This window comes from Streptomyces sp. yr375 (assembly GCF_900110755.1).
Taxonomy (GTDB): domain Bacteria; phylum Actinomycetota; class Actinomycetes; order Streptomycetales; family Streptomycetaceae; genus Streptomyces.
Genome location: NZ_FOFF01000004.1, coordinates 1 through 18,597 on the forward strand (window position 1 = coordinate 1; position 18,597 = coordinate 18,597).

The window sequence follows — 18,597 nt, forward strand, 5'->3', positions numbered from 1 at the left end:
CCGGCTGTCCGCCCCGCCCTTCGAGCCAGGCCGGGACCGGCATCGCGTCGCGCACCACCTGCCACTCGGCGTCCGTCATGTCGGAGGGGTACTGCCGCACCCGGTCGGGTCGGTCGGCCGCGTTCCCGAACCGGTGAGCGAGGCAATCGCACGCCGACACGCGCGAGTTGGACGGGAACAACGTCGTCACGCAAGACTGGGACAACAGGGCCTCCTGGTGAACGAGTTGGCTTCGCAACCCTCGTGCTGCACCGGAGGCCCTGCTTTCATGCGCCCGCGCGGCCAAGATCACCCGACCAGGGAACCCGTTCGATCAGAACCGTCCTCGTGATCGATAGGAATACGGCTTCTTATGAGCGGGCGGGCTGGTTGGTGATCAGGAGGGTTGTGGTGGTGGGGCGGAAGCCGAGGCGGGTGTAGATGCGGGCGGTGGTTTCCTGCGCGTAGGCGAGGAAGATCGTGTCGACGTCGTGGTCGCGGGCGTGGTCGGCCAGGGTCGCTGTCACGGCTGCGGCCAGACCCTGGCGGCGGGCGGAGGGCAGGGTGCCGATGCCGCCGATCTCCGTGGTGCCGGTCGCCGGGTGGTAGTGGCCGGTGGCGAGCGGGGTGCCGTCCGGGGCGAGGGCGGCGACGAGCGTCTTGTGTCCGGCGCGGAGCGTGGCGCGTACGGCGGCCACCGTGCCGTCCTCGGTCAACTCCGCGGCCAGCCTCGACAGTTCCGTACGGTCCGACGCGGCGGCCGGCGGGGTGGGCCGCTGGGCGAAGGCCAGGCGGGGGAGGGCGAGGGCGGCGGGGAGCGCGGGGTCGTCCTCGGTCAGCACGCGCAGTGTCACACCGTCCGGCAGGGGCTGCGGAGACAGCGGGGGGTGGGCAGGAGGGAGGAGCATGAGGGGGCGTCGTAGGACCAGGAGGCCTGCGGCCTCGATACGGGCGCGCAGCGTCGGCGCCGACTCGGCGAGCCATTCGAACGCCTCCGGCACCCCGAGTTCGCGCTGGCGGGCCCGCACCCGGGCGATGTCGGCGGAGCCGACGGCTGCCGCGCCCGCCGCGGTGGGCCGGGCGTGACCGGGGCCGCCGTAGTACGGGGCGCCCGGCTCCCGTCGTACGAACAGACGCAGCGGGCCGAAGTCCTCGGCGTCGGCGAAGAGGAGGGGCACAGTGGCGTAGTACTGCTCGATACGGTCGCGCGACGGGTCGCTCATGCGGTGCATCCCACCACCGGACGGCGGTACCGCGCACCGATGTTTTCCGGTCGGTGTGGTGCCCGGTGGTGGTCGTCGGGGGCGGTGTCCGGGGGGTCGGGGCAGACAGTGACCGGCGCGTACGACTATCGTCACGGGCCAGTGACCCTGCTCACCAGCGCCTCTGTCACTGTTACGAGAATGGGATGATGTCGTTTATGAAGGGACGAGTCCTCGTCGTCGACGACGACACCGCACTGGCCGAGATGCTCGGCATCGTGCTGCGTGGTGAAGGTTTTGAGCCGTCTTTCGTGGCCGACGGTGACAAGGCGCTGGCTGCTTTCCGTGAGGCGAAGCCCGATCTGGTGCTGCTGGACCTGATGCTGCCCGGTCGGGACGGTATCGAGGTGTGCCGCCTGATCAGGGCGGAGTCCGGGGTGCCGATCGTGATGCTCACGGCGAAGAGCGACACCGTCGACGTGGTCGTAGGCCTGGAGTCCGGCGCCGACGACTACATCGTGAAGCCGTTCAAGCCGAAGGAGCTGGTCGCCCGGATCCGGGCCCGGCTGCGCAGGTCGGAGGAGCCGACGCCCGAGCAGCTCGCCATAGGCGACCTGGTCATCGACGTGGCCGGGCACTCCGTGAAGCGCGACGGGCAGTCGATCGCGCTGACGCCGCTGGAGTTCGACCTGCTGGTCGCGCTCGCGCGCAAGCCCTGGCAGGTGTTCACCCGCGAGGTGCTCCTCGAGCAGGTGTGGGGTTACCGGCACGCCGCCGACACGCGCCTGGTCAACGTGCACGTCCAGCGGCTGCGCTCCAAGGTCGAGAAGGATCCCGAGCGGCCCGAGATCGTGGTGACCGTCCGTGGCGTCGGATACAAGGCAGGGCCTAGCTGACATGTCCGGGGACAGTGCCGCTTCGGCCCCCGGTCGGTCCGGGGCCCGTCCGGAGCGGCCTGTCGGCCGCCGTGAGATGACATCAGGCTCGCAGGGGCCACGGCGGCCCCGTGGGGCGCGGGGGTCGCGCTTCGCACGTCTGCTCGAAGGCGGGCTCCTTCAGGGTGGGGTGCAGGGCAGTCCGGTCCTGAGGCTGCTGCTGCGCTGGGTGCGCCGGCCGCTGCTGCCCGTCATGCGGCTGTGGCGGCGCAACATCCAGCTCAAGGTCGTCGCCACGACCCTGCTGATGTCGCTGGGCGTCGTCCTGCTGCTCGGCTTCGTCGTCATCGGGCAGGTCCGCAACGGGCTGCTGGACGCCAAGGTCAAGGCCTCCCAGAGCCAGGCCACCGGCGGCTTCGCCGTCGCCAAGCAGAAGGCCGACGAGGCCGCCAGCGCCGTCGCCGCCGACGGCACCCCGGCCGACGGCCGCGCCTCGCAGAACGTCATCGAGTGGATGAGCGAGCTCGTGCTGTCGCTGTCCAGCGGCGGCCAGGGCGCCTTCGACGTGGTCACCCTGCCCCCCGGCGACGACAGCGGCGGCGGACGCGGACCGCGTGCCTCCGGCTTCGTCGACCCCAACAAGAGCGTCCCGGCGAACCTGCGCGAACGGGTCAACACCGGCACCGGCGCGGTCCAGAGCTACTCCCGCATCGTCTACCTCAGCGACAAGGACTCCCAGCCGGCCCTGGTCATCGGCAAGCAGGTCAACGACCCCAACGGCGAGTCGTACGAGCTGTACTACCTCTTCCCGCTCACCCAGGAGGAGAAGTCGCTGAGCCTGGTCAAGGGCACGCTCGCGACCGCCGGACTCTTCGTCGTCGTCCTCCTGGGCGCGATCGCCTGGCTCGTGGTGCGGCAGGTCGTCACGCCCGTGCGGATGGCCGCCGGGATCGCCGAGCGGCTGTCCGCCGGGCGGCTGCAGGAACGGATGAAGGTCACCGGCGAGGACGACATCGCGCGCCTCGGCGAGGCCTTCAACAAGATGGCCCAGAACCTCCAGCTCAAGATCCAGCAACTGGAGGACCTGTCACGGATGCAGCGGCGGTTCGTGTCCGACGTCTCGCACGAACTGCGGACGCCGCTGACGACCGTCCGCATGGCCGCCGACGTCATCCACGACGCCCGCGTCGACTTCGACCCCGTCACCGCACGGTCCGCCGAGCTCCTCGCCGACCAGCTCGACCGGTTCGAGACGCTCCTCGCGGACCTGCTGGAGATCAGCCGCTTCGACGCCGGCGCCGCCGCCCTCGAAGCCGAGCCGATCGACCTCAGGGACGTCGTGCGGCGCGTCGTCAGCGGGGCCGCGCCGCTCGCCGAACGCAAGGGGACGACCGTCCACGTCATCGGCGACCAGCAGCCCGTCGTCGCCGAGGCCGACGCCCGGCGCGTCGAGCGGGTGCTGCGCAACCTGGTCGTCAACGCCGTGGAACACGGCGAGGGCAAGGACGTCATCGTCAAACTCGCCGTCGCGGGCGGGGCCGTCGCCATCGCCGTGCGCGACTACGGCGTCGGCCTCAAACCCGGCGAGGCCACCCGCGTCTTCAGCCGCTTCTGGCGCGCCGACCCGGCACGCGCGCGTACCACCGGCGGCACCGGCCTGGGGCTGTCCATCGCCCTGGAGGACGCCCGACTGCACGGCGGCTGGCTACAGGCCTGGGGCGAGCCCGGCGGCGGCTCCCAGTTCCGGCTGACGCTGCCCAGGACCGCCGACGAGCCGCTGCGGGGCTCGCCGATACCGCTCGAACCCAAGGACTCCCGCCGCAACCGGGGAGAACGCGACGACGCCGGCCAGCCGCGCACCGGCGGCGAGAAGAGCGCCACGGCCACGGCGCCGGTCCGGCCCGCCGGCGAGCAGCAGTCCGCCGCCCGCACCCCGCTCACGCCCCGCACGGCCGGCGCGGCCCCCACGGCCGACCCGACGGCCTTGCCCGGCAACGGCGCGCGTGTCGTGTCCCGGCCCGCGTCCACGCCCGCGCCGGGGTCGGGGCCTGGGCAGGGGCCTGGTGGCGGTGGGCGGCCGTCGGAAGAGCCGCCTGGGGCCGCTGGTACGGCTGATGCTGGTGATGCGGCTGATATGAGTGATACGGCTGACGCCGGTGCTACGAGTGCTACGAGTGCTACGGATGGTGCGGCGCGGCGGGGAGCCGGGGCCGGGGCGGTGGGCTCGGACGAGCAAGGGGAGGCATTTCGTGGGCGGTGAACGGCGCACGGGGACGACCCGGCGCACGCCGGAGCGCACGGTGGCGTACGCCGCCTGTGGCGTCGTACTGCTGGCGGGGTGCGCCTCGATGCCCGACAGCGGAGACCTGAGCGGCGTCGAATCCACCCCCCGCCAGGACACCCAGGTACGGGTCTTCGCCATGCCGCCCCGGGACGACGCACCGCCCCAGGAGATCGTCCAGGGCTTCCTCGAGGCGCTCACCAGCGACGACCCCGGCTACGCGACGGCACGCCAGTACCTGGCCGCCAAGGCCGCCCAGAAATGGCAGCCCGAACGGTCCACGACGGTCCTGGCGGACGGACCCGCCACCGAGACCGTGCCCGCCGGGAGCCGCGAGGACGGCGACGACTACTCGTACATCCTGACCGGCACCAAGGTCGCCACCGTCGACGCCCAGCAGTCGTACGCGCCCGCCTCCGGCACCTACGGGCAGACGGTCCACCTCACCCGCGACAAGAAGACCCGGCAGTGGCGCATCGACGCGCTCCCCGCCGGCGTCGTCATGGGCAAGTCCGACTTCCAGCGCAACTACATGTCCGTCAACAAGTACTACTTCGCCTCCAACACCACGGCCGACGGCTCCGGGCAGCCCATGGCCGTCGCCGACCCCGTCTACGTACGGGAACGCGTCGACCCCATGACACAGATGGTGCGCTCCGTGCTCACCGGACCCACCAGTTGGCTGCGCCACGTCGTCAGATCCAGCTTCCCCACGGGCACCGCGCTGCCCAAGGGCGTCACCTCGCTCGCCCCCGACGACCAGAACAAGCTGACCGTGCCGCTCAACGACAAGGCGGCCCACATCGGACAGAGCAAGTGCGACGAGATGGCCGCACAGCTCCTGTTCTCCCTGCAGAGCCTCACCCCCACCATCGACGAGATCGCGCTGCGCGCGGGCGGCGCCCAACTGTGCTCCCTCACCGAGGACCGGGCCGTCGCCGTCGCCGCCCGCGGCTCCCAGAGCAACCCCGGCTACCTGTACTTCATCGACGGCCAGCACCGCCTCGTCCGCATGACCAGCGGCAGCGGCAACACCAGGGCCGAACCCGTGCCCGGAGCGCTCGGCGACGGCGCCAAGGCCCTGCGCTCGGTCGCCGTGGCCCGCGACGAACACAGCGCGGCCGGCGTCGCCCTCGACGGCAAGGCGCTCTACGTCACCTCCACCGTCGCCGGCAGCTCCATCGGCGACCCCGTCCTGCAGAGCAAGGGCAAGACCGAGACCGACCGGCTCACCACGCCCAGTTGGGACGCCCAGGGCGACCTGTGGGTGGCCGACCGCGACCCCGACAACCCCCGGCTGCTCCTGCTGGCGAAGGGCGGCGGCCAGCCGCTGGAAGTCCTCACACCGGGCCTGGACGGCCGGATCAACGCCGTACGCGTGGCCGCCGACGGGGTGCGGATCGCGCTCGTCGTGGACAAGGGCGGCAAGCAGTCCCTGCTCATCGGGCGCATCGAACGGGGCGAACGGGGCGAGCAGGCGGAAAAGGTTGAACAGGGCGACCAGGGCGAGCGGAGTGCGGGTGGCGGCGGGCAGTCGTCCGGGCCGGTCTCGGTTCAGGAACTGCGCTCCGCCACACCCGAGTTGGAACAGGTCAGGACCATGTCATGGGCCGGGGACAGTCGGCTCGTCGTCGTCGGGCGCGAGGCCGGCGGCGTGGAACAGGTGCAGTACGTGCAGTGCGACGGCTCGATCCCCGAGGCCGGCACCCTTCCCGGCCTCACCGAAGTCACCAGCATCGCCGCCTCCGAGGACAGCGACACCCCGCTCTTCGCGACCTCCAAGGACGGGCTGCTGTGGCTCCCCGGCGGGAGCGGCTGGCGCACGCTGAAGGAAACCGCTTCCGTCGCGTTCTATCCGGGGTGATGTCCGTGGTGACACCCGGGTGATACCCGGGGTGACATCCGGGGGGCTTTTCCTCCGGTCCGTCAGTGTCGTCGGCGGGCGTTGAGGCGGGCCGCCTGGCGGGTCAGGTGGTCGCGTTCGGCGAGGTTGGGGGCCTCTCGGGCCGCCTCGACGTACAGCCGCGCCGCCGTCTCCAGGTCGCCGTCGCGCTCGTGGAGGTACGCCGCCACCGCCGTGTGACGGGGCAGCGCGTCGTCCAGCGCCGCGAGCGCGGCCAGGCCCGCGCGCGGACCGTCCGCCTCGCCGACCGCCACCGCGCGGTTGAGCCGGACGACCGGACTGTCCGTCAGACGCACCAACTCGTCGTACCACTCCACGATCTGCACCCAGTCCGTCTCCTCGGCGGCGGGCGCATCCGCGTGGAGAGCGGCGATCGCGGCCTGCGCCTGGAACTCGCCCAGCCGGTCGCGGGCCAGCGCGGCCTGGAGGATCGAGACGCCCTCGGCGATCGACACCGTGTCCCACCGGCCGCGATCCTGCTCGGCGAGCGGTACCAGGCTGCCGTCGGACGCCGTCCGCGCGGCGCGCCGCGCATGGTGGAGCAGCATCAGCGCGAGCAGCCCCGCCACCTCCGGGTGATCGATCGCGGCGGCGAGCTGCCGGGTGAGCCGGATGGCCTCGGCCGCGAGATCGACGTCACCCGAATAGCCCTCGTTGAAGACCAGATAGAGGACACGCAGCACGGTCGCGACGTCACCCGGCCGGTCGAAGCGCACGCCGGACACAGTGCGCTTCGCCCGGCTGATGCGCTGCGCCATGGTCGCCTCGGGGACCAGGTACGCCTGGGCGATCTGGCGGGTGGTGAGCCCGCCGACGGCACGCAGCGTGAGCGCGACCGCCGACGACGGCGTCAGCGACGGGTGCGCGCACAGGAAGTAGAGCTGGAGCGTGTCGTCCACCGCGGGCGCGGGGCCCGGCGCCGGTTCCTCGTCGACGCGGTCCTCCCGACTGCGGCGCGCGGAATCCGCCCGGGTCGCGTCGAGGAAGCGCCGCCAGGCCACGGTGACCAGCCAGCCCTTCGCATCCCGCGGCGGGTCCGCCGGCCAGACGCGGACCGCCTCCACGAGCGCGTCCTGCACGGCGTCCTCGGCCGCCGCGAAGTCCGCTCCGCGACGGACGAGGATCCCGAGCACACCCGGCGTGAGACTCCTCAACAGGAACTCGTCCACCTCGAACCCCGAGGTCACTCCGTGACGGTGGGGTGCGCGCCCAGGAACGGCCGCAGCTCCAGCCACTCGTGGATCGGCTTCCCGCCCGCCCCGGGCGCCGCCGACAGCTCACCGGCCAGCTCCACGGCACGGTCGTAACTGTCCACGTCGATCACCATCCAGCCGGCGATGAGGTCCTTGGTCTCGGCGAACGGGCCGTCGGTGACCGGCGGGCGACCCTCACCGTCGTACCGGACGAACGTCCCCTCCGGGGCGAGCGCCTGACCGTCGACGAACTCGCCGGTCTTCTCCAGCCGGGCCGCGAAGTCGTTCATGTACTGGATGTGGTCCGAGATCTCCTGCGGCGTCCACTGGTCCATCGGTACGTCGTTGACCGCGGCCGGCGCGCCACGGTAGTGCTTGAGCAGCAGATACTTGGCCATTGCGTTTCTCCTCGTGCCGATGCGAGCCATTCTGGTCGCGTTCAATGCGGGGACGGAGCCGGGCACGCGTTCTCGACATCGCCGGCCGGATCGCCGTCCGAATCTTTTTCGGATCCATGCCTTCCCATCGAGCTTCCTACCCCCTCCTCCTTCGTTGCCTCTTCCCTGCGCCTTCCGGGGCCTCCCCGTCGGTGCGCTCACGAGTTGTCCACAGGCAGTTATCCACAGGGGTGGTGAGCCGCTCCCGCCCTTGGCAGAGTCATCCACGTGGAAGGCGTTCGCAGGTGGTGGCAGGAGCTCGCCGGTCTGGTGCTGCCCGCCGACTGCGGGGGCTGCGGAAGCACACGTACGGTGCTCTGCCCGCAGTGCCGTGCGGCGCTGAGCGGGACCGAGCCGTTCCGGGTACGGCCAGTGCCGCCACCACCCGGGCTGCCCGCCGTGCACGCGGCGGCCCGATACGCGGACGAAGTCCGGGCCGTGCTGCTGGCCCACAAGGAACGCGGCGCGCTGCCGCTGGCCCGACCACTGGGCGCGGCGCTGGCGGGGGCGGTGCGGGCGGGGGTGAGGGAGGGGTGGGAGGGGGAGGGGGAGGGGGAGGGGCCCCCACCCCCCGGAGGCGTACTCCTCGTCCCCGTCCCCTCCGCCCGTGCCGCCGTGCGGGCCCGGGGTCATGATCCGGCGCGGCGGATCGCGCTCGTGGCGGCCGGTGAGCTGCGGCGGGCCGGGATGCCGGCGAGGGTGGCCGCGGTGTTGCGGCAGCGGCGGGCGGTGGCCGATCAGGCGGGGCTCGACTCGCGGCAGCGGCTGGACAACCTGGTGGGGGCCTTGGCGGTGGTGCCCGGGGGCGCGCGGGTGTTGCGCGGTGCCGCGGTGGTGCTGGTCGACGACCTGATCACGACGGGCGCTTCGCTGGCGGAGGCGGCGCGCGCGGTACGGGCGGCAAAGGCGGCGGAAGCCGGGCAGCCGGAACAGCCGGGGCGCGCACTGACTGAGGAGAGGCGGCCGAAGCAGCCGGAGCGAGTGTCGGCTGAGGAGGGGCAGCCGGAACAGTCGGAGCAGCCGGACCAGCCCGGGCGCGCGTCCGGTGGGAAAGGCGGGTCGGCCGTGTACGTGGGTGTCGCCGGGGAACGCGGGGAGGTGAAGCCGTTCGGAGCAAGGGAGGCGGGCGGTGCCGGTGCTGGTGACGTGCTCTGCGCGGCCGTGGTCGCGGCGTCGCCGGACTCTTTCGAAATAAACCGGAACTGACGAAGAACTTGTGTCGTTGCAGGTAATGAGAGGGCCAATTCACCTGAACGGAGGTACGCCGCAGTAGAGGGTGACGACATCCGTCCGGGCGAGATATGTTCGGTTGTGAGGGAAAGCCGCAGGCCACACCTCTCATATCCGAATGCCGTGCTGCGGTTCGCGTAAACGTCCGCGGCGCCGGGGGTGTAGATCTCGCCCATGGGGGAGGAGGAGGTGGAAGTCACCGAGTCAGAGGTTCCGGTGCTCACCGGGGCCTGGTGCAAAAGGGAGATGCTCCGCCACTGAAGCGGAGTGATCCGGGAACGGAGTTCTGCGTGGACATCGTCGTCAAGGGCCGCAAGACCGAAGTGCCCGAGCGGTTCCGCAAGCACGTGGCCGAGAAGCTGAACCTGGAGAAGATCCAGAAGCTCGACGGCAAGGTGATCAGCCTCGACGTCGAGGTCTCCAAGGAGCCCAACCCGCGACAGGCCGACCGATGCGACCGGGTGGAGATCACGCTCCGGTCCCGTGGTCCGGTGATCCGGGCGGAGGCGGCGGCCAACGACCCGTACGCGGCACTCGACCTGGCGGCGGAGAAGCTCGACGCCCAACTGCGTAAGCAGCACGACAAGCGATACACGCGCCGCGGCGCGCGCAGGCTCTCCGCGGCAGAGGTTCCCGACCACGTCCCGGGAGTGGCGACGCTCAACGGCAACGGTCACCCCGTCCAGGCCGACCAGGCGGGCAGTGTGCCGACCAAGAGGATCGGCTCGCTGGAGGTGCAGGGCGACGGCCCCCTCGTGGTCCGCGAGAAGACGCACGTGGCCGCTCCGATGACCCTCGACCAGGCCCTCTACGAGATGGAACTGGTCGGACACGACTTCTACCTGTTCGTCGACTCCGAGACGAAGCAGCCGAGCGTCGTCTACCGGCGTCACGCCTACGACTACGGCGTGATCTACCTCGACACCGACCCGATGGTGGCCCAGGCGCACTCCCCCGAGGCGGGCGGCGCGCTGGGCGGCTGACGCTGCCCGGCACCGGGCGCATCGGCCGCATCCGACGCAGGTCGAATCCGGTGCCGACCGATTCCAACGCCGACCGCATCCGATGTCGGTCGCATCCGATGCCGACCGACTCCGATACCGATCGAATCCGGTGCAGGCCGCGTCCGGTGACGGTGTGAATGGTGACGGCGGGCGTGGTGACAGTTGAGCGATGTGCCCCTGGGAGCGCGGTGTGCGCCCCCAGGGGCACCTGTGCGCGACCCCTTCGGGCAGCGCTCTGTCACCGCGTTGTCGTCCGGGCATGGAATCATGGCAGGGCGGCTCAACCGGTGGGCCGTTGCCTTGGGTTGGCGATGGCTCGGGACCACGGCCAAAGCCTTCAGGGGGAGGAACGATGGCGGACAGCTTCGGACCGATGCGGGACGAGGACGCCGACGACGGCGTCGTCGGCATGGGCCCGGAAGCGGGCACTTCACGCAAGGAGCCGATCAGAGTCCTTGTCGTGGACGACCACGCCCTGTTCCGTCGCGGACTGGAGATCGTGCTCGCGGCCGAGGAGGACATCCAGGTCGTCGGTGAGGCGGGGGACGGCGCCGAGGCCGTGGACAAGGCGGCCGACCTGCTGCCGGACATCGTGCTGATGGACGTACGGATGCCCAAGCGCGGTGGTATCGAGGCGTGCACCTCCATCAAGGAGGTGGCCCCCAGCGCGAAGATCATCATGCTGACGATCAGCGACGAGGAGGCCGACCTCTACGAGGCGATCAAGGCGGGCGCGACCGGATACCTCCTGAAGGAGATCTCCACGGACGAGGTCGCCACCGCGATCCGCGCGGTCGCCGACGGGCAGTCGCAGATCAGCCCCTCCATGGCGTCGAAGCTGCTCACCGAGTTCAAGTCGATGATCCAGCGGACCGACGAGCGTCGGCTCGTGCCCGCGCCGCGGCTGACGGACCGGGAGCTGGAGGTGCTCAAGCTGGTCGCCACGGGGATGAACAACCGTGACATCGCCAAGGAGTTGTTCATCTCCGAGAACACCGTGAAGAACCATGTGCGCAACATCCTGGAGAAGCTGCAACTGCACTCCAGGATGGAGGCGGTGGTGTATGCGATGCGGGAGAAGATCCTCGAGATCCGCTGACTTTCCGGATCGCTGACTCCGGTCAGGCGAGTGCGCGCGTGAGTTCTCTGGCGAGCGGCTCGCGCAGGTCGGGGGTGTCCACGCGCTCCACGCGGACGTCCGTGCAGTCCACCCAGGTCGCCGCTTCGAGCAGGGCCTGTGCCACCGCCGGGACCGCCTTCGGGCCGTCCAGGGTGACCTGCCTGGCGACCAGGGTGCGGCCCTCGCGGGCCGGGTCCACGCGGCCGACGAGGCGGCCGCCGGCCAGGACCGGCATCGCGAAGTAGCCGTAGACCCGCTTCGGCTTGGGGACGTAGGCCTCCAGGCGGTGGGTGAAGCCGAAGATCCGCTCGGTGCGCGCCCGTTCCCAGATCAGGGAGTCGAACGGGGACAGGAGCGTGGTGCGGTGACGCCCGCGCGGGGGCGTCACCAGAGCCGTCGGGTCGGCCCAGGCGGGCTTGCCCCAGCCTTCGACCGTGACCGGGACCAGGCCCGAGTCGGCGATCACCGCGTCGACCTGTTCGCCCTTGAGGCGGTGGTAGTCGGCGATGTCCGCGCGCGTGCCCACGCCGAGGGACTGGCCGGCCAGGCGGACGAGGCGGCGCAGGCACTCGGTGTCGTCCAGCTCGTCGTGCAACAGGTCGGCGGGTACGGCGCGTTCGGCGAGGTCGTAGACGCGCTTCCAGCCGCGGCGTTCGACGCAGACCACCTCGCCGTACATCAGCGCGCGTTCCACGGCGACCTTGGTGCCGGACCAGTCCCACCACTCGCTGGTCTTCTTCGCGCCGCCCAACTCGGTTGCGGTGAGGGGGCCTTCGGTGCGGAGCTGCTTGATGACCTGGTCGTACGTGCCGTCCGGGAGGGCGTGGTTCCAGTGCGGGCGGCCACGGTAGGCGCGGCGACGGAACGCGAAGTGGGGCCATTCCTCGATGGGGAGGACGCACGCGGCGTGGGACCAGTACTCGAAGGCGTGAGTGTCGCTCCAGTAGGCGTTCTCGACCGTCTTGCGGTCTACGGCGCCCAGGCGGGCGTAGGGGATGAGTTCGTGGGAGCGGGCCAGGACGGAGATGGTGTCGAGTTGGACCGCGCCGAGGTGGCGGAGGACGCCGCGGACGCCGGACTTGCGGTCGGGCGTGCCGAGGAAGCCTTGCGCGCGGAGGGCGATGCGGCGGGCCTCGTCCGCGGAGAGCTCGGTGGAAGGGCGCGGGGTCGTCATGGTTCGCACGATAGGGGGTGGGTCTGACAGTGCGGGCTGAGCTGGGGTTTTGGCGTCCTGAAGGGCACTGGAGGGCACTTGAGGGTGCTGGAGGGTCGCTCTCCGCCTTCGTCCTCTTCGCCCTCACTCGCCGGGCGGGCTGTGCGGTGCCGGCACGTACGGTGCCGCCGACGGCAGTCCCAGGTCCGACGGGAGCAGGGAGGCGAGCCAGCAGTCTCGTCGTACGCCCTTGTTGTTGATGGCCGAGCGTAGGGTGCCCTCCAGGGTGAAGCCGGCGTTTTCGGCGACCGCGCGGGAGGCGGTGTTGCCGACTTCGGCCCGCCATTCGACGCGGTCGACGGAGAGGGCGGTGAACGCCCAGCGGACGGCGGCGAGGGCGGCCTCGGTGGTGTAGCCGCGGCCCCGGTGTTCCTTGGCGGCCCAGAAGCCGATCTCGGCGGTGCCCAGGGAGCGCATGGTGAGGCTGACGACGCCGGTGAGGGTGCGCGGCCCGGCATCGGGCACACCGGGGAGGTCAGCGAGGTCGGGATGGTCGGGGAGGAAGATGCCGAAGGTGAACATCGAGCTGGTCGCCCAGCCCTCCGGGGCGAGCAGTTCGGTGAAGGTCTCGGCGTGTTCGGGGAGGTAGGGGGAGGGGATCGTGGTCCAGCGCTGGATGTCGGGGTCCTGGGCGGCGGTGTACACGGCGTCGGCGTCCCGGGGGTCGAGGGGGCGCAGGACGAGGCGGGGGGTGGTGAGGGTGACGGGCTCGGGCTCCATCGGCCGATTCTGCTCGGGGTGCGCGGCGGACGCCATTGTTTTCGCGGTGCGTGAGCGCGTGATCACAATTCGCGCAATTCGTTCGGTGGACGCGGCACCATCGGCGGGGCCCGGCCGTTGTCCTCTTTGAAGAAGATTTTGGAGCAGGTGCGCAGCAGTGTGCGGTCCTCGTCGCGGCAGGCCTCCCGGCGTGGCGGGGTCCTCGCATACGATGGCCGTTGCTCAGTGAGTCAAAAGAAACCGACCGTCCCGGCCCGACCGGCAAGGAGACCACCCCCCGTGTCCGTCCTCTCGAAGATCATGCGTGCAGGCGAAGGCAAGATCCTGCGCAAGCTGCACCGCATCGCGGACCAGGTCAACTCCATCGAAGAGGACTTTGTCGACCTCTCCGACGCCGAGCTGCGGGCCCTCACCGATGAGTACAAGCAGCGGTACGCCGATGGTGAGAGCCTGGACGACCTGTTGCCCGAGGCGTTCGCCACCGTGCGCGAGGCCGCCAAGCGCTCGCTGGGGCAGCGCCACTACGACGTGCAGATCATGGGCGGTGCCGCCCTCCACCTCGGTTATGTGGCCGAGATGAAGACCGGTGAGGGCAAGACCCTCGTCGGCACGCTGCCGGCGTACCTCAACGCCCTCTCCGGCGACGGCGTGCACCTCATCACGGTCAACGACTACCTGGCCGAGCGCGACTCCGAGATGATGGGTCGCGTCCACAAGTTCCTGGGCCTCGAGGTCGGCTGCATCCTGGCGAACATGACGCCGGCCCAGCGCCGTGAGCAGTACGCGTGCGACATCACCTACGGCACGAACAACGAGTTCGGCTTCGACTACCTGCGCGACAACATGGCGTGGTCGCAGGACGAGCTGGTGCAGCGCGGCCACAACTTCGCGATCGTCGACGAGGTCGACTCGATCCTGGTCGACGAGGCCCGTACGCCGTTGATCATCTCCGGTCCGGCGGACCAGGCGACCAAGTGGTACGGCGACTTCGCCAAGCTCGTCACGCGCCTGAAGAAGGGCGAGGCGGGCAACCCCCTCAAGGGTCTCGAGGAGACGGGCGACTACGACGTCGACGAGAAGAAGCGCACGGTCGCCATCCATGAGGCGGGTGTCGCCAAGGTCGAGGACTGGCTGGGCATCGACAACCTCTACGAGTCGGTGAACACGCCTCTGGTGGGCTACCTGAACAACGCCATCAAGGCGAAGGAGCTCTTCAAGAAGGACAAGGACTACGTCGTCATCGACGGCGAGGTCATGATCGTCGACGAGCACACGGGCCGTATCCTCGCCGGCCGCCGGTACAACGAGGGCATGCACCAGGCCATCGAGGCGAAGGAAGGGGTGGACATCAAGGACGAGAACCAGACGCTCGCCACGATCACCCTGCAGAACTTCTTCCGCCTCTACGGCAAGCTGTCCGGCATGACGGGTACGGCGATGACCGAGGCCGCCGAGTTCCACCAGATCTACAAGCTCGGCGTGGTCCCGATCCCGACGAACCGGCCGATGGTCCGTAAGGACCAGTCGGACCTGATCTACCGGACCGAGGTCGCGAAGTTCGAGGCGGTCGTCGACGACATCGCCGAGAAGCACGAGAAGGGCCAGCCGATCCTCGTCGGTACGACGTCGGTCGAGAAGTCCGAGTACCTGTCGCAGCAGCTCTCCAAGCGCGGCATCCAGCACGAGGTGCTGAACGCGAAGCAGCACGACCGTGAGGCGCCGATCATCGCGCAGGCCGGCCGCAAGGGCGCTGTGACGGTCGCGACGAACATGGCCGGCCGTGGTACGGACATCAAGCTCGGCGGCAACCCCGACGACCTCGCGGAGGCGGAGCTGCGGCAGCGCGGCCTCGACCCCGACGAGCACATCGAGGAGTGGGCGGCGGCTCTGCCGGCCGCCCTGGAGAAGGCCGAGCAGGCGGTCAAGGCGGAGTTCGAGGAGGTCAAGGACCTCGGCGGGCTGTATGTCCTGGGTACCGAGCGGCACGAGTCGCGGCGTATCGACAACCAGTTGCGCGGTCGTAGCGGTCGTCAGGGTGACCCGGGCGAGTCCCGGTTCTACCTGTCGCTGGGTGACGACCTGATGCGGCTGTTCAAGGCGCAGATGGTCGAGCGCGTCATGTCGATGGCGAACGTGCCGGACGACGTGCCGATCGAGAACAAGATGGTCACGCGCGCGATCGCGTCCGCGCAGTCGCAGGTGGAGCAGCAGAACTTCGAGACGCGTAAGAACGTCCTGAAGTACGACGAGGTCCTCAACCGTCAGCGTGAGGTCATCTACGGTGAGCGGCGTCGCGTCCTGGAGGGCGAGGACCTTCAGGAGCAGGTCCACCACTTCATGGACGACACGATCGACGCGTACGTCGGCGCGGAGACCGCCGAGGGCTTCCCGGAGGACTGGGACCTGGACCGGCTGTGGGGTGCTTTCAAACAGCTCTACCCGGTGAAGATCACCGTCGAGGAGCTGGAGGACGCGGCCGGTGACCGGGCCGGTCTGACCGCCGAGTTCCTCTCCGAGTCCATCAAGGACGACATCCGCGAGCAGTACGAGTCGCGGGAGACGCAGCTCGGCTCGGAGATCATGCGTGAGCTGGAGCGGCGGGTCGTGCTGTCGGTCCTGGACCGCAAGTGGCGCGAGCACCTCTACGAGATGGACTACCTCCAGGAGGGCATCGGTCTGCGCGCGATGGCGCAGAAGGACCCCCTGGTCGAGTACCAGCGCGAGGGCTTCGACATGTTCTCCGCGATGATGGACGGCATCAAGGAGGAGTCCGTCGGCTACCTGTTCAACCTGGAGGTCCAGGTCGAGCAGCAGGTCGAGGAGGTTCTCGTCGAGGACGCCGAGCCGGTCGACATGGAGAAGCAGGACGTGGTGCCGGCGCAGTCGGGCGGGCGTCCGGAGATCCGCGCCAAGGGGCTGGACGCTCCGCAGCGTCGTCAGCTCCACTTCTCGGCGCCGACGGTTGACGGCGAGGGCGGCACGATCGAGGGCGACTTCGACAGTGACGACGACGAGGAGCCGGTGCGCTCCGAGGCCGACGGCCTCACGCGCGCGGAGCGGCGCAAGCAGGCGAAGGCCGGGCGGCGTCGCAAGAAGTAGGGATTGATTCCAGGAAGTCTCGCTGGTGTGGGGCCGGGTCACCTTGGGTGGCCCGGCCCTTCGGCGTGGGTGGGGGTCCGCTGGGCGGCGGTCCTTGTAGGGGCCTATGGGGCTCTTGGGGCCGTTCCGTGGCGTGTCGGGTCTCCTTGGGTCTTGGTGGTCGTTTCGGGGGCTGTGGGGGCTGTTCAGTCGTTCTGTGGGTGGGGCCTGCGGGGGCCGTCGAGTTCCACGGCGGTGCAGCGCCAGCGGTGGTCCGTGCCGAGTTCCAGGCGGAAGGCCATCGCGCGCAGGCGGTCGCCGGCGCTGATGCGGGCGAAGGCCTCGATGGCGCCGGCGCGGGGGACGAAGTAGCCGATGTCGCGGACGACGGGGCGGGTGCCGTGGGCGGTGGTGCGCAGGGGGCCTCGTTCCGCGAGGTGGGCCAGGTCGTCGTAGGCGTGGCCGCGGGTGTGCCGGAGCATGAAGTGGACGGGGCGTTGGCCGGTCAGGACGGCGAGGAGGCGGTCGGCGAAGAGGTCGGTGGGGCGGGGCGGGGAGACGGGGCGGTGGGGGATCTGGGCGGGGGCGGTCGGGGGCGGGGGTGTCGTGCGGGGGCGGTGGGTGGCGCTGTTCGGGGTGCGGGGTGGGGTGCCGGTGGGGCGGCGGGTGTCGCGGCGGCCGGGAGGGCGGGTGCCGGGGTGGTGCTGCGTCCTCGTCATGACCTTGTTCATGGGTGTCCCCGTTCGGTGGGCCCGGCGCATACCAGGCGGTAACTTGCCGTTGCGGATCTTGTACGGGGTTGCGGTCCGTGGCGGCAAGGAAGCGGGGAGTAGTGGGCGAGGGGGAGGGGAATTCACCTATCCGGGGTGGCCGAGGGGGTGGCGGGCCCGGTGTTGCGGGGGTGGGGCGGGTGAGTTGTGGGGTGCGGGGTTGACGGCTGTCGGGGGGTGGGCGGGGACCCGAAGGGGGACGGCCCGCACGTATCCTGAAGGCCCTCGGGGAGGCGTCGAACCGCTCTTCCGGGGCATCGAGTCCGAGTCTGCGACCACGAAAGAAAGCGGCCAGCCATGCGCGTCTACGTCCCTCTGACCCTTCCCGGTCTCGCCGAGGCGCACAAGACGGGGGAGCTGGGGTCCGGGCCGCTCGTCGCTTACGCCGTCACGCCCGGGTTGCGCGAGTGGTATCTCTCCGACGACATCGAGGAGCTGGAGTACGCGGCGCTGAGCAGGGCCGCGCTGGCCTCGCTGCGGCTGCTCGCGGCGGACCCGGGTGCCCCGCGGAGGCGGGTCGTCGTCGCCGTCGACGTGGCTGACCGGATGGCCGTCGCGGACCCCGACCGGGGGCTCGATCCGGCGGCGCTGGGCGAGGTGCGGGTGAGTGGCGCTGTGCGGCTGGGCAAGGCGGCGGCGGTGCACGTCGACGCGGGGGACGCGGAGGCGGACGTGACCGCCGCGGCGGGGGCGCTCGCGGCGGCGGACGGCGGGGACGACGACGCGCAGTTCGTGGTGGACGGGGCCGAGGACCACGAGCTGCTGTGGTTCGCCACGCAGGAGATTCCGAACCTGGTGGGGTCGGGGGGCTGAGACTCCCGTCCTCGTCCTGCCTTTGCCCTCGGCCCGTCTGCTGTGGGGCGGTTTCTGGTCGGTCACTTGATTGTCAGTGGTGGCGGGTACGTTTTCCGGTATGGGGATGCAGCAGGAAGCGGCGCACATCGTCTGGGACTGGAACGGGACGCTGCTCGACGACAATGACGCGATCATCGGGGCGACGAACGCGGCGTTCGCGGAGCTGGGGCTGGAGCCGCTCACGTTGGAGCGGTACCGGGCGCTGTACTGCGTGCCGGTGCCCAAGTTCTACGAGCGGCTGATGGGACGGCTGCCCACGGATGCCGAGTGGGAGGCCATGGACGAGGTGTTCCACCGGTACTACGCGGAGCACCGGGTGCGGTGCGGGCTCACCGAGGGGGTGGTGGAGCTGCTCGCGGGGTGGCGGTCGGCGGGGCACAGCCAGTCGCTGCTGAGCATGTACGTGCACGAGGAGCTCGTGCCGTTGGTCCGGGGGTTCGGGATCGAGCCGCATTTCGTGCGGGTCGACGGGCGGACCGGGCCGTCCGGGGGCAGCAAGGCCGAGCACATGGTGCGGCATCTGCGGGCGCTGGGCGGGGTCGCGCCGGCGCACACGGTGGTGATCGGGGATGCCGCCGATGACGCGGTGGCCGCGTTGCATGTGGGGGCGCGGGCCGTGCTGTACACCGGGGGGTCGCACAGTCGGGCCAGTCTGGAGGGGGTGGGGGTGCCGGTGGTGGACACGTTGGGGGAGGCGGTGGAGGTCGCGGGGCGGTTGGCTGCGGCTGCGTAGGCGT

General features: G+C 70.6%; 16 protein-coding genes. 9 read left to right on the forward strand and 7 right to left on the reverse strand.

Annotated elements, in window-relative coordinates; translation table 11 throughout:
* Positions 1 to 190, reverse strand: a 190-nt coding sequence (locus BMZ82_RS41630; RefSeq protein ID WP_256251788.1) for a transposase, incomplete at its 3' end; no start/stop codon positions are given.
* A gap of 160 nt (positions 191 to 350) precedes the next feature.
* Entirely contained in the window at positions 351 to 1,202 is an 852-nt protein-coding gene (locus BMZ82_RS06110; RefSeq protein ID WP_093772920.1) for a GNAT family N-acetyltransferase, read from the reverse strand.
* A gap of 185 nt (positions 1,203 to 1,387) precedes the next feature.
* Here BMZ82_RS06110 and mtrA point away from each other — a divergent pair, with 185 nt between their 5' ends.
* From mtrA to BMZ82_RS06125, 3 genes are read left to right on the forward strand one after another with little or no spacing between them, the layout of a single operon-like run.
* Positions 1,388 to 2,077, forward strand: coding sequence for a two-component system response regulator MtrA (gene mtrA / locus BMZ82_RS06115; protein ID WP_218159018.1), 690 nt, complete (start codon positions 1,388 to 1,390; stop codon positions 2,075 to 2,077).
* A gap of 1 nt (position 2,078) precedes the next feature.
* Positions 2,079 to 4,316, forward strand: a complete 2,238-nt coding sequence (mtrB, locus tag BMZ82_RS06120) for an MtrAB system histidine kinase MtrB (protein ID WP_256251789.1) — start codon at positions 2,079 to 2,081, stop codon at positions 4,314 to 4,316.
* A complete protein-coding gene (locus tag BMZ82_RS06125) occupies positions 4,306 to 6,201 on the forward strand; it encodes an LpqB family beta-propeller domain-containing protein (protein WP_256251790.1) in 1,896 nt (631 codons plus the stop codon). Before mtrB ends, BMZ82_RS06125 begins: the two co-directional genes overlap by 11 nt.
* 62 nt (positions 6,202 to 6,263) lie before the next feature.
* Here the strand turns inward: BMZ82_RS06125 and BMZ82_RS06130 are convergent, their stop codons facing one another.
* Both BMZ82_RS06130 and BMZ82_RS06135 read right to left on the reverse strand, forming a co-directional pair.
* Positions 6,264 to 7,409: an RNA polymerase sigma factor gene (locus BMZ82_RS06130; RefSeq protein ID WP_093772922.1), complete on the reverse strand. Its 1,146-nt coding sequence runs from the start codon at positions 7,407 to 7,409 to the stop codon at positions 6,264 to 6,266.
* A gap of 14 nt (positions 7,410 to 7,423) precedes the next feature.
* A complete protein-coding gene (locus BMZ82_RS06135) occupies positions 7,424 to 7,831 on the reverse strand; it encodes a YciI family protein (RefSeq protein ID WP_093772511.1) in 408 nt (135 codons plus the stop codon).
* 267 nt (positions 7,832 to 8,098) lie between these two features.
* On the opposite strand from BMZ82_RS06135, the gene BMZ82_RS40580 reads away from it, so the two are divergent.
* The 3 genes from BMZ82_RS40580 (at position 8,099) to BMZ82_RS06155 (ending at position 11,203) form a co-directional block, all read left to right on the forward strand.
* Positions 8,099 to 9,076, forward strand: a complete 978-nt coding sequence (locus BMZ82_RS40580; protein ID WP_177244412.1) for a ComF family protein — start codon at positions 8,099 to 8,101, stop codon at positions 9,074 to 9,076.
* A gap of 314 nt (positions 9,077 to 9,390) precedes the next feature.
* Positions 9,391 to 10,083 (forward strand): ribosome hibernation-promoting factor, HPF/YfiA family, encoded by a 693-nt coding sequence (gene hpf / locus BMZ82_RS06150; RefSeq protein ID WP_093772517.1) that lies wholly within the window; start codon positions 9,391 to 9,393, stop codon positions 10,081 to 10,083.
* A gap of 373 nt (positions 10,084 to 10,456) precedes the next feature.
* The gene (locus BMZ82_RS06155; RefSeq protein ID WP_093772519.1) at positions 10,457 to 11,203 is read left to right on the forward strand and encodes a response regulator; all 747 of its coding nucleotides are present in this window, start codon (positions 10,457 to 10,459) and stop codon (positions 11,201 to 11,203) included.
* 22 nt (positions 11,204 to 11,225) lie between these two features.
* Here BMZ82_RS06155 and BMZ82_RS06160 read toward each other — a convergent pair whose 3' ends face one another.
* Together BMZ82_RS06160 and BMZ82_RS06165 are read right to left on the reverse strand one after the other, a co-directional pair.
* Positions 11,226 to 12,398: a winged helix-turn-helix domain-containing protein gene (locus BMZ82_RS06160; protein WP_093772521.1), complete on the reverse strand. Its 1,173-nt coding sequence runs from the start codon at positions 12,396 to 12,398 to the stop codon at positions 11,226 to 11,228.
* Positions 12,399 to 12,521: 123 nt separating this feature from the next.
* A complete protein-coding gene (locus BMZ82_RS06165) occupies positions 12,522 to 13,157 on the reverse strand; it encodes a GNAT family N-acetyltransferase (RefSeq protein ID WP_093772924.1) in 636 nt (211 codons plus the stop codon).
* Positions 13,158 to 13,436: 279 nt separating this feature from the next.
* Here BMZ82_RS06165 and secA point away from each other — a divergent pair, with 279 nt between their 5' ends.
* Positions 13,437 to 16,256, forward strand: coding sequence for a preprotein translocase subunit SecA (gene secA, locus BMZ82_RS06170; protein WP_093772523.1), 2,820 nt, complete (start codon positions 13,437 to 13,439; stop codon positions 16,254 to 16,256).
* A 185-nt stretch (positions 16,257 to 16,441) separates the two neighbouring features.
* Here secA and BMZ82_RS06175 read toward each other — a convergent pair whose 3' ends face one another.
* Complete coding sequence (locus tag BMZ82_RS06175) at positions 16,442 to 16,966, reverse strand: Rv3235 family protein (protein WP_093772525.1); 525 nt, start codon at positions 16,964 to 16,966, stop codon at positions 16,442 to 16,444.
* A gap of 336 nt (positions 16,967 to 17,302) precedes the next feature.
* Between BMZ82_RS06175 and BMZ82_RS06180 the strand changes: the two genes are divergently transcribed.
* Together BMZ82_RS06180 and BMZ82_RS06185 are read left to right on the forward strand one after the other, a co-directional pair.
* The gene (locus BMZ82_RS06180; protein WP_093772527.1) at positions 17,303 to 17,818 is read left to right on the forward strand and encodes a DUF6912 family protein; all 516 of its coding nucleotides are present in this window, start codon (positions 17,303 to 17,305) and stop codon (positions 17,816 to 17,818) included.
* A 100-nt stretch (positions 17,819 to 17,918) separates the two neighbouring features.
* Entirely contained in the window at positions 17,919 to 18,593 is a 675-nt protein-coding gene (locus tag BMZ82_RS06185; protein WP_093772529.1) for an HAD family hydrolase, read from the forward strand.
* Positions 18,594 to 18,597 lie beyond the last annotated feature (4 nt).

Excerpts from the sequence above, each read along its gene's own strand:
- mtrB (WP_256251789.1), top strand. The coding sequence starts at position 2,079 with ATGTCCGGGGACAGTGCCGCTTCGGCCCCCGGTCGGTCCGGGGCCCGT.
- BMZ82_RS06185 (WP_093772529.1), top strand. The coding sequence starts at position 17,919 with ATGGGGATGCAGCAGGAAGCGGCGCACATCGTCTGGGACTGGAACGGG.
- BMZ82_RS06110 (WP_093772920.1), bottom strand. The coding sequence starts at position 1,202 with ATGAGCGACCCGTCGCGCGACCGTATCGAGCAGTACTACGCCACTGTG.
- BMZ82_RS06175 (WP_093772525.1), bottom strand. The coding sequence starts at position 16,966 with ATGAACAAGGTCATGACGAGGACGCAGCACCACCCCGGCACCCGCCCT.
- BMZ82_RS06180 (WP_093772527.1), top strand. The coding sequence starts at position 17,303 with ATGCGCGTCTACGTCCCTCTGACCCTTCCCGGTCTCGCCGAGGCGCAC.
- BMZ82_RS06155 (WP_093772519.1), top strand. The coding sequence starts at position 10,457 with ATGGCGGACAGCTTCGGACCGATGCGGGACGAGGACGCCGACGACGGC.
- mtrA (WP_218159018.1), top strand. The coding sequence starts at position 1,388 with ATGATGTCGTTTATGAAGGGACGAGTCCTCGTCGTCGACGACGACACC.
- BMZ82_RS06165 (WP_093772924.1), bottom strand. The coding sequence starts at position 13,157 with ATGGAGCCCGAGCCCGTCACCCTCACCACCCCCCGCCTCGTCCTGCGC.
- BMZ82_RS06160 (WP_093772521.1), bottom strand. The coding sequence starts at position 12,398 with ATGACGACCCCGCGCCCTTCCACCGAGCTCTCCGCGGACGAGGCCCGC.
- BMZ82_RS06135 (WP_093772511.1), bottom strand. The coding sequence starts at position 7,831 with ATGGCCAAGTATCTGCTGCTCAAGCACTACCGTGGCGCGCCGGCCGCG.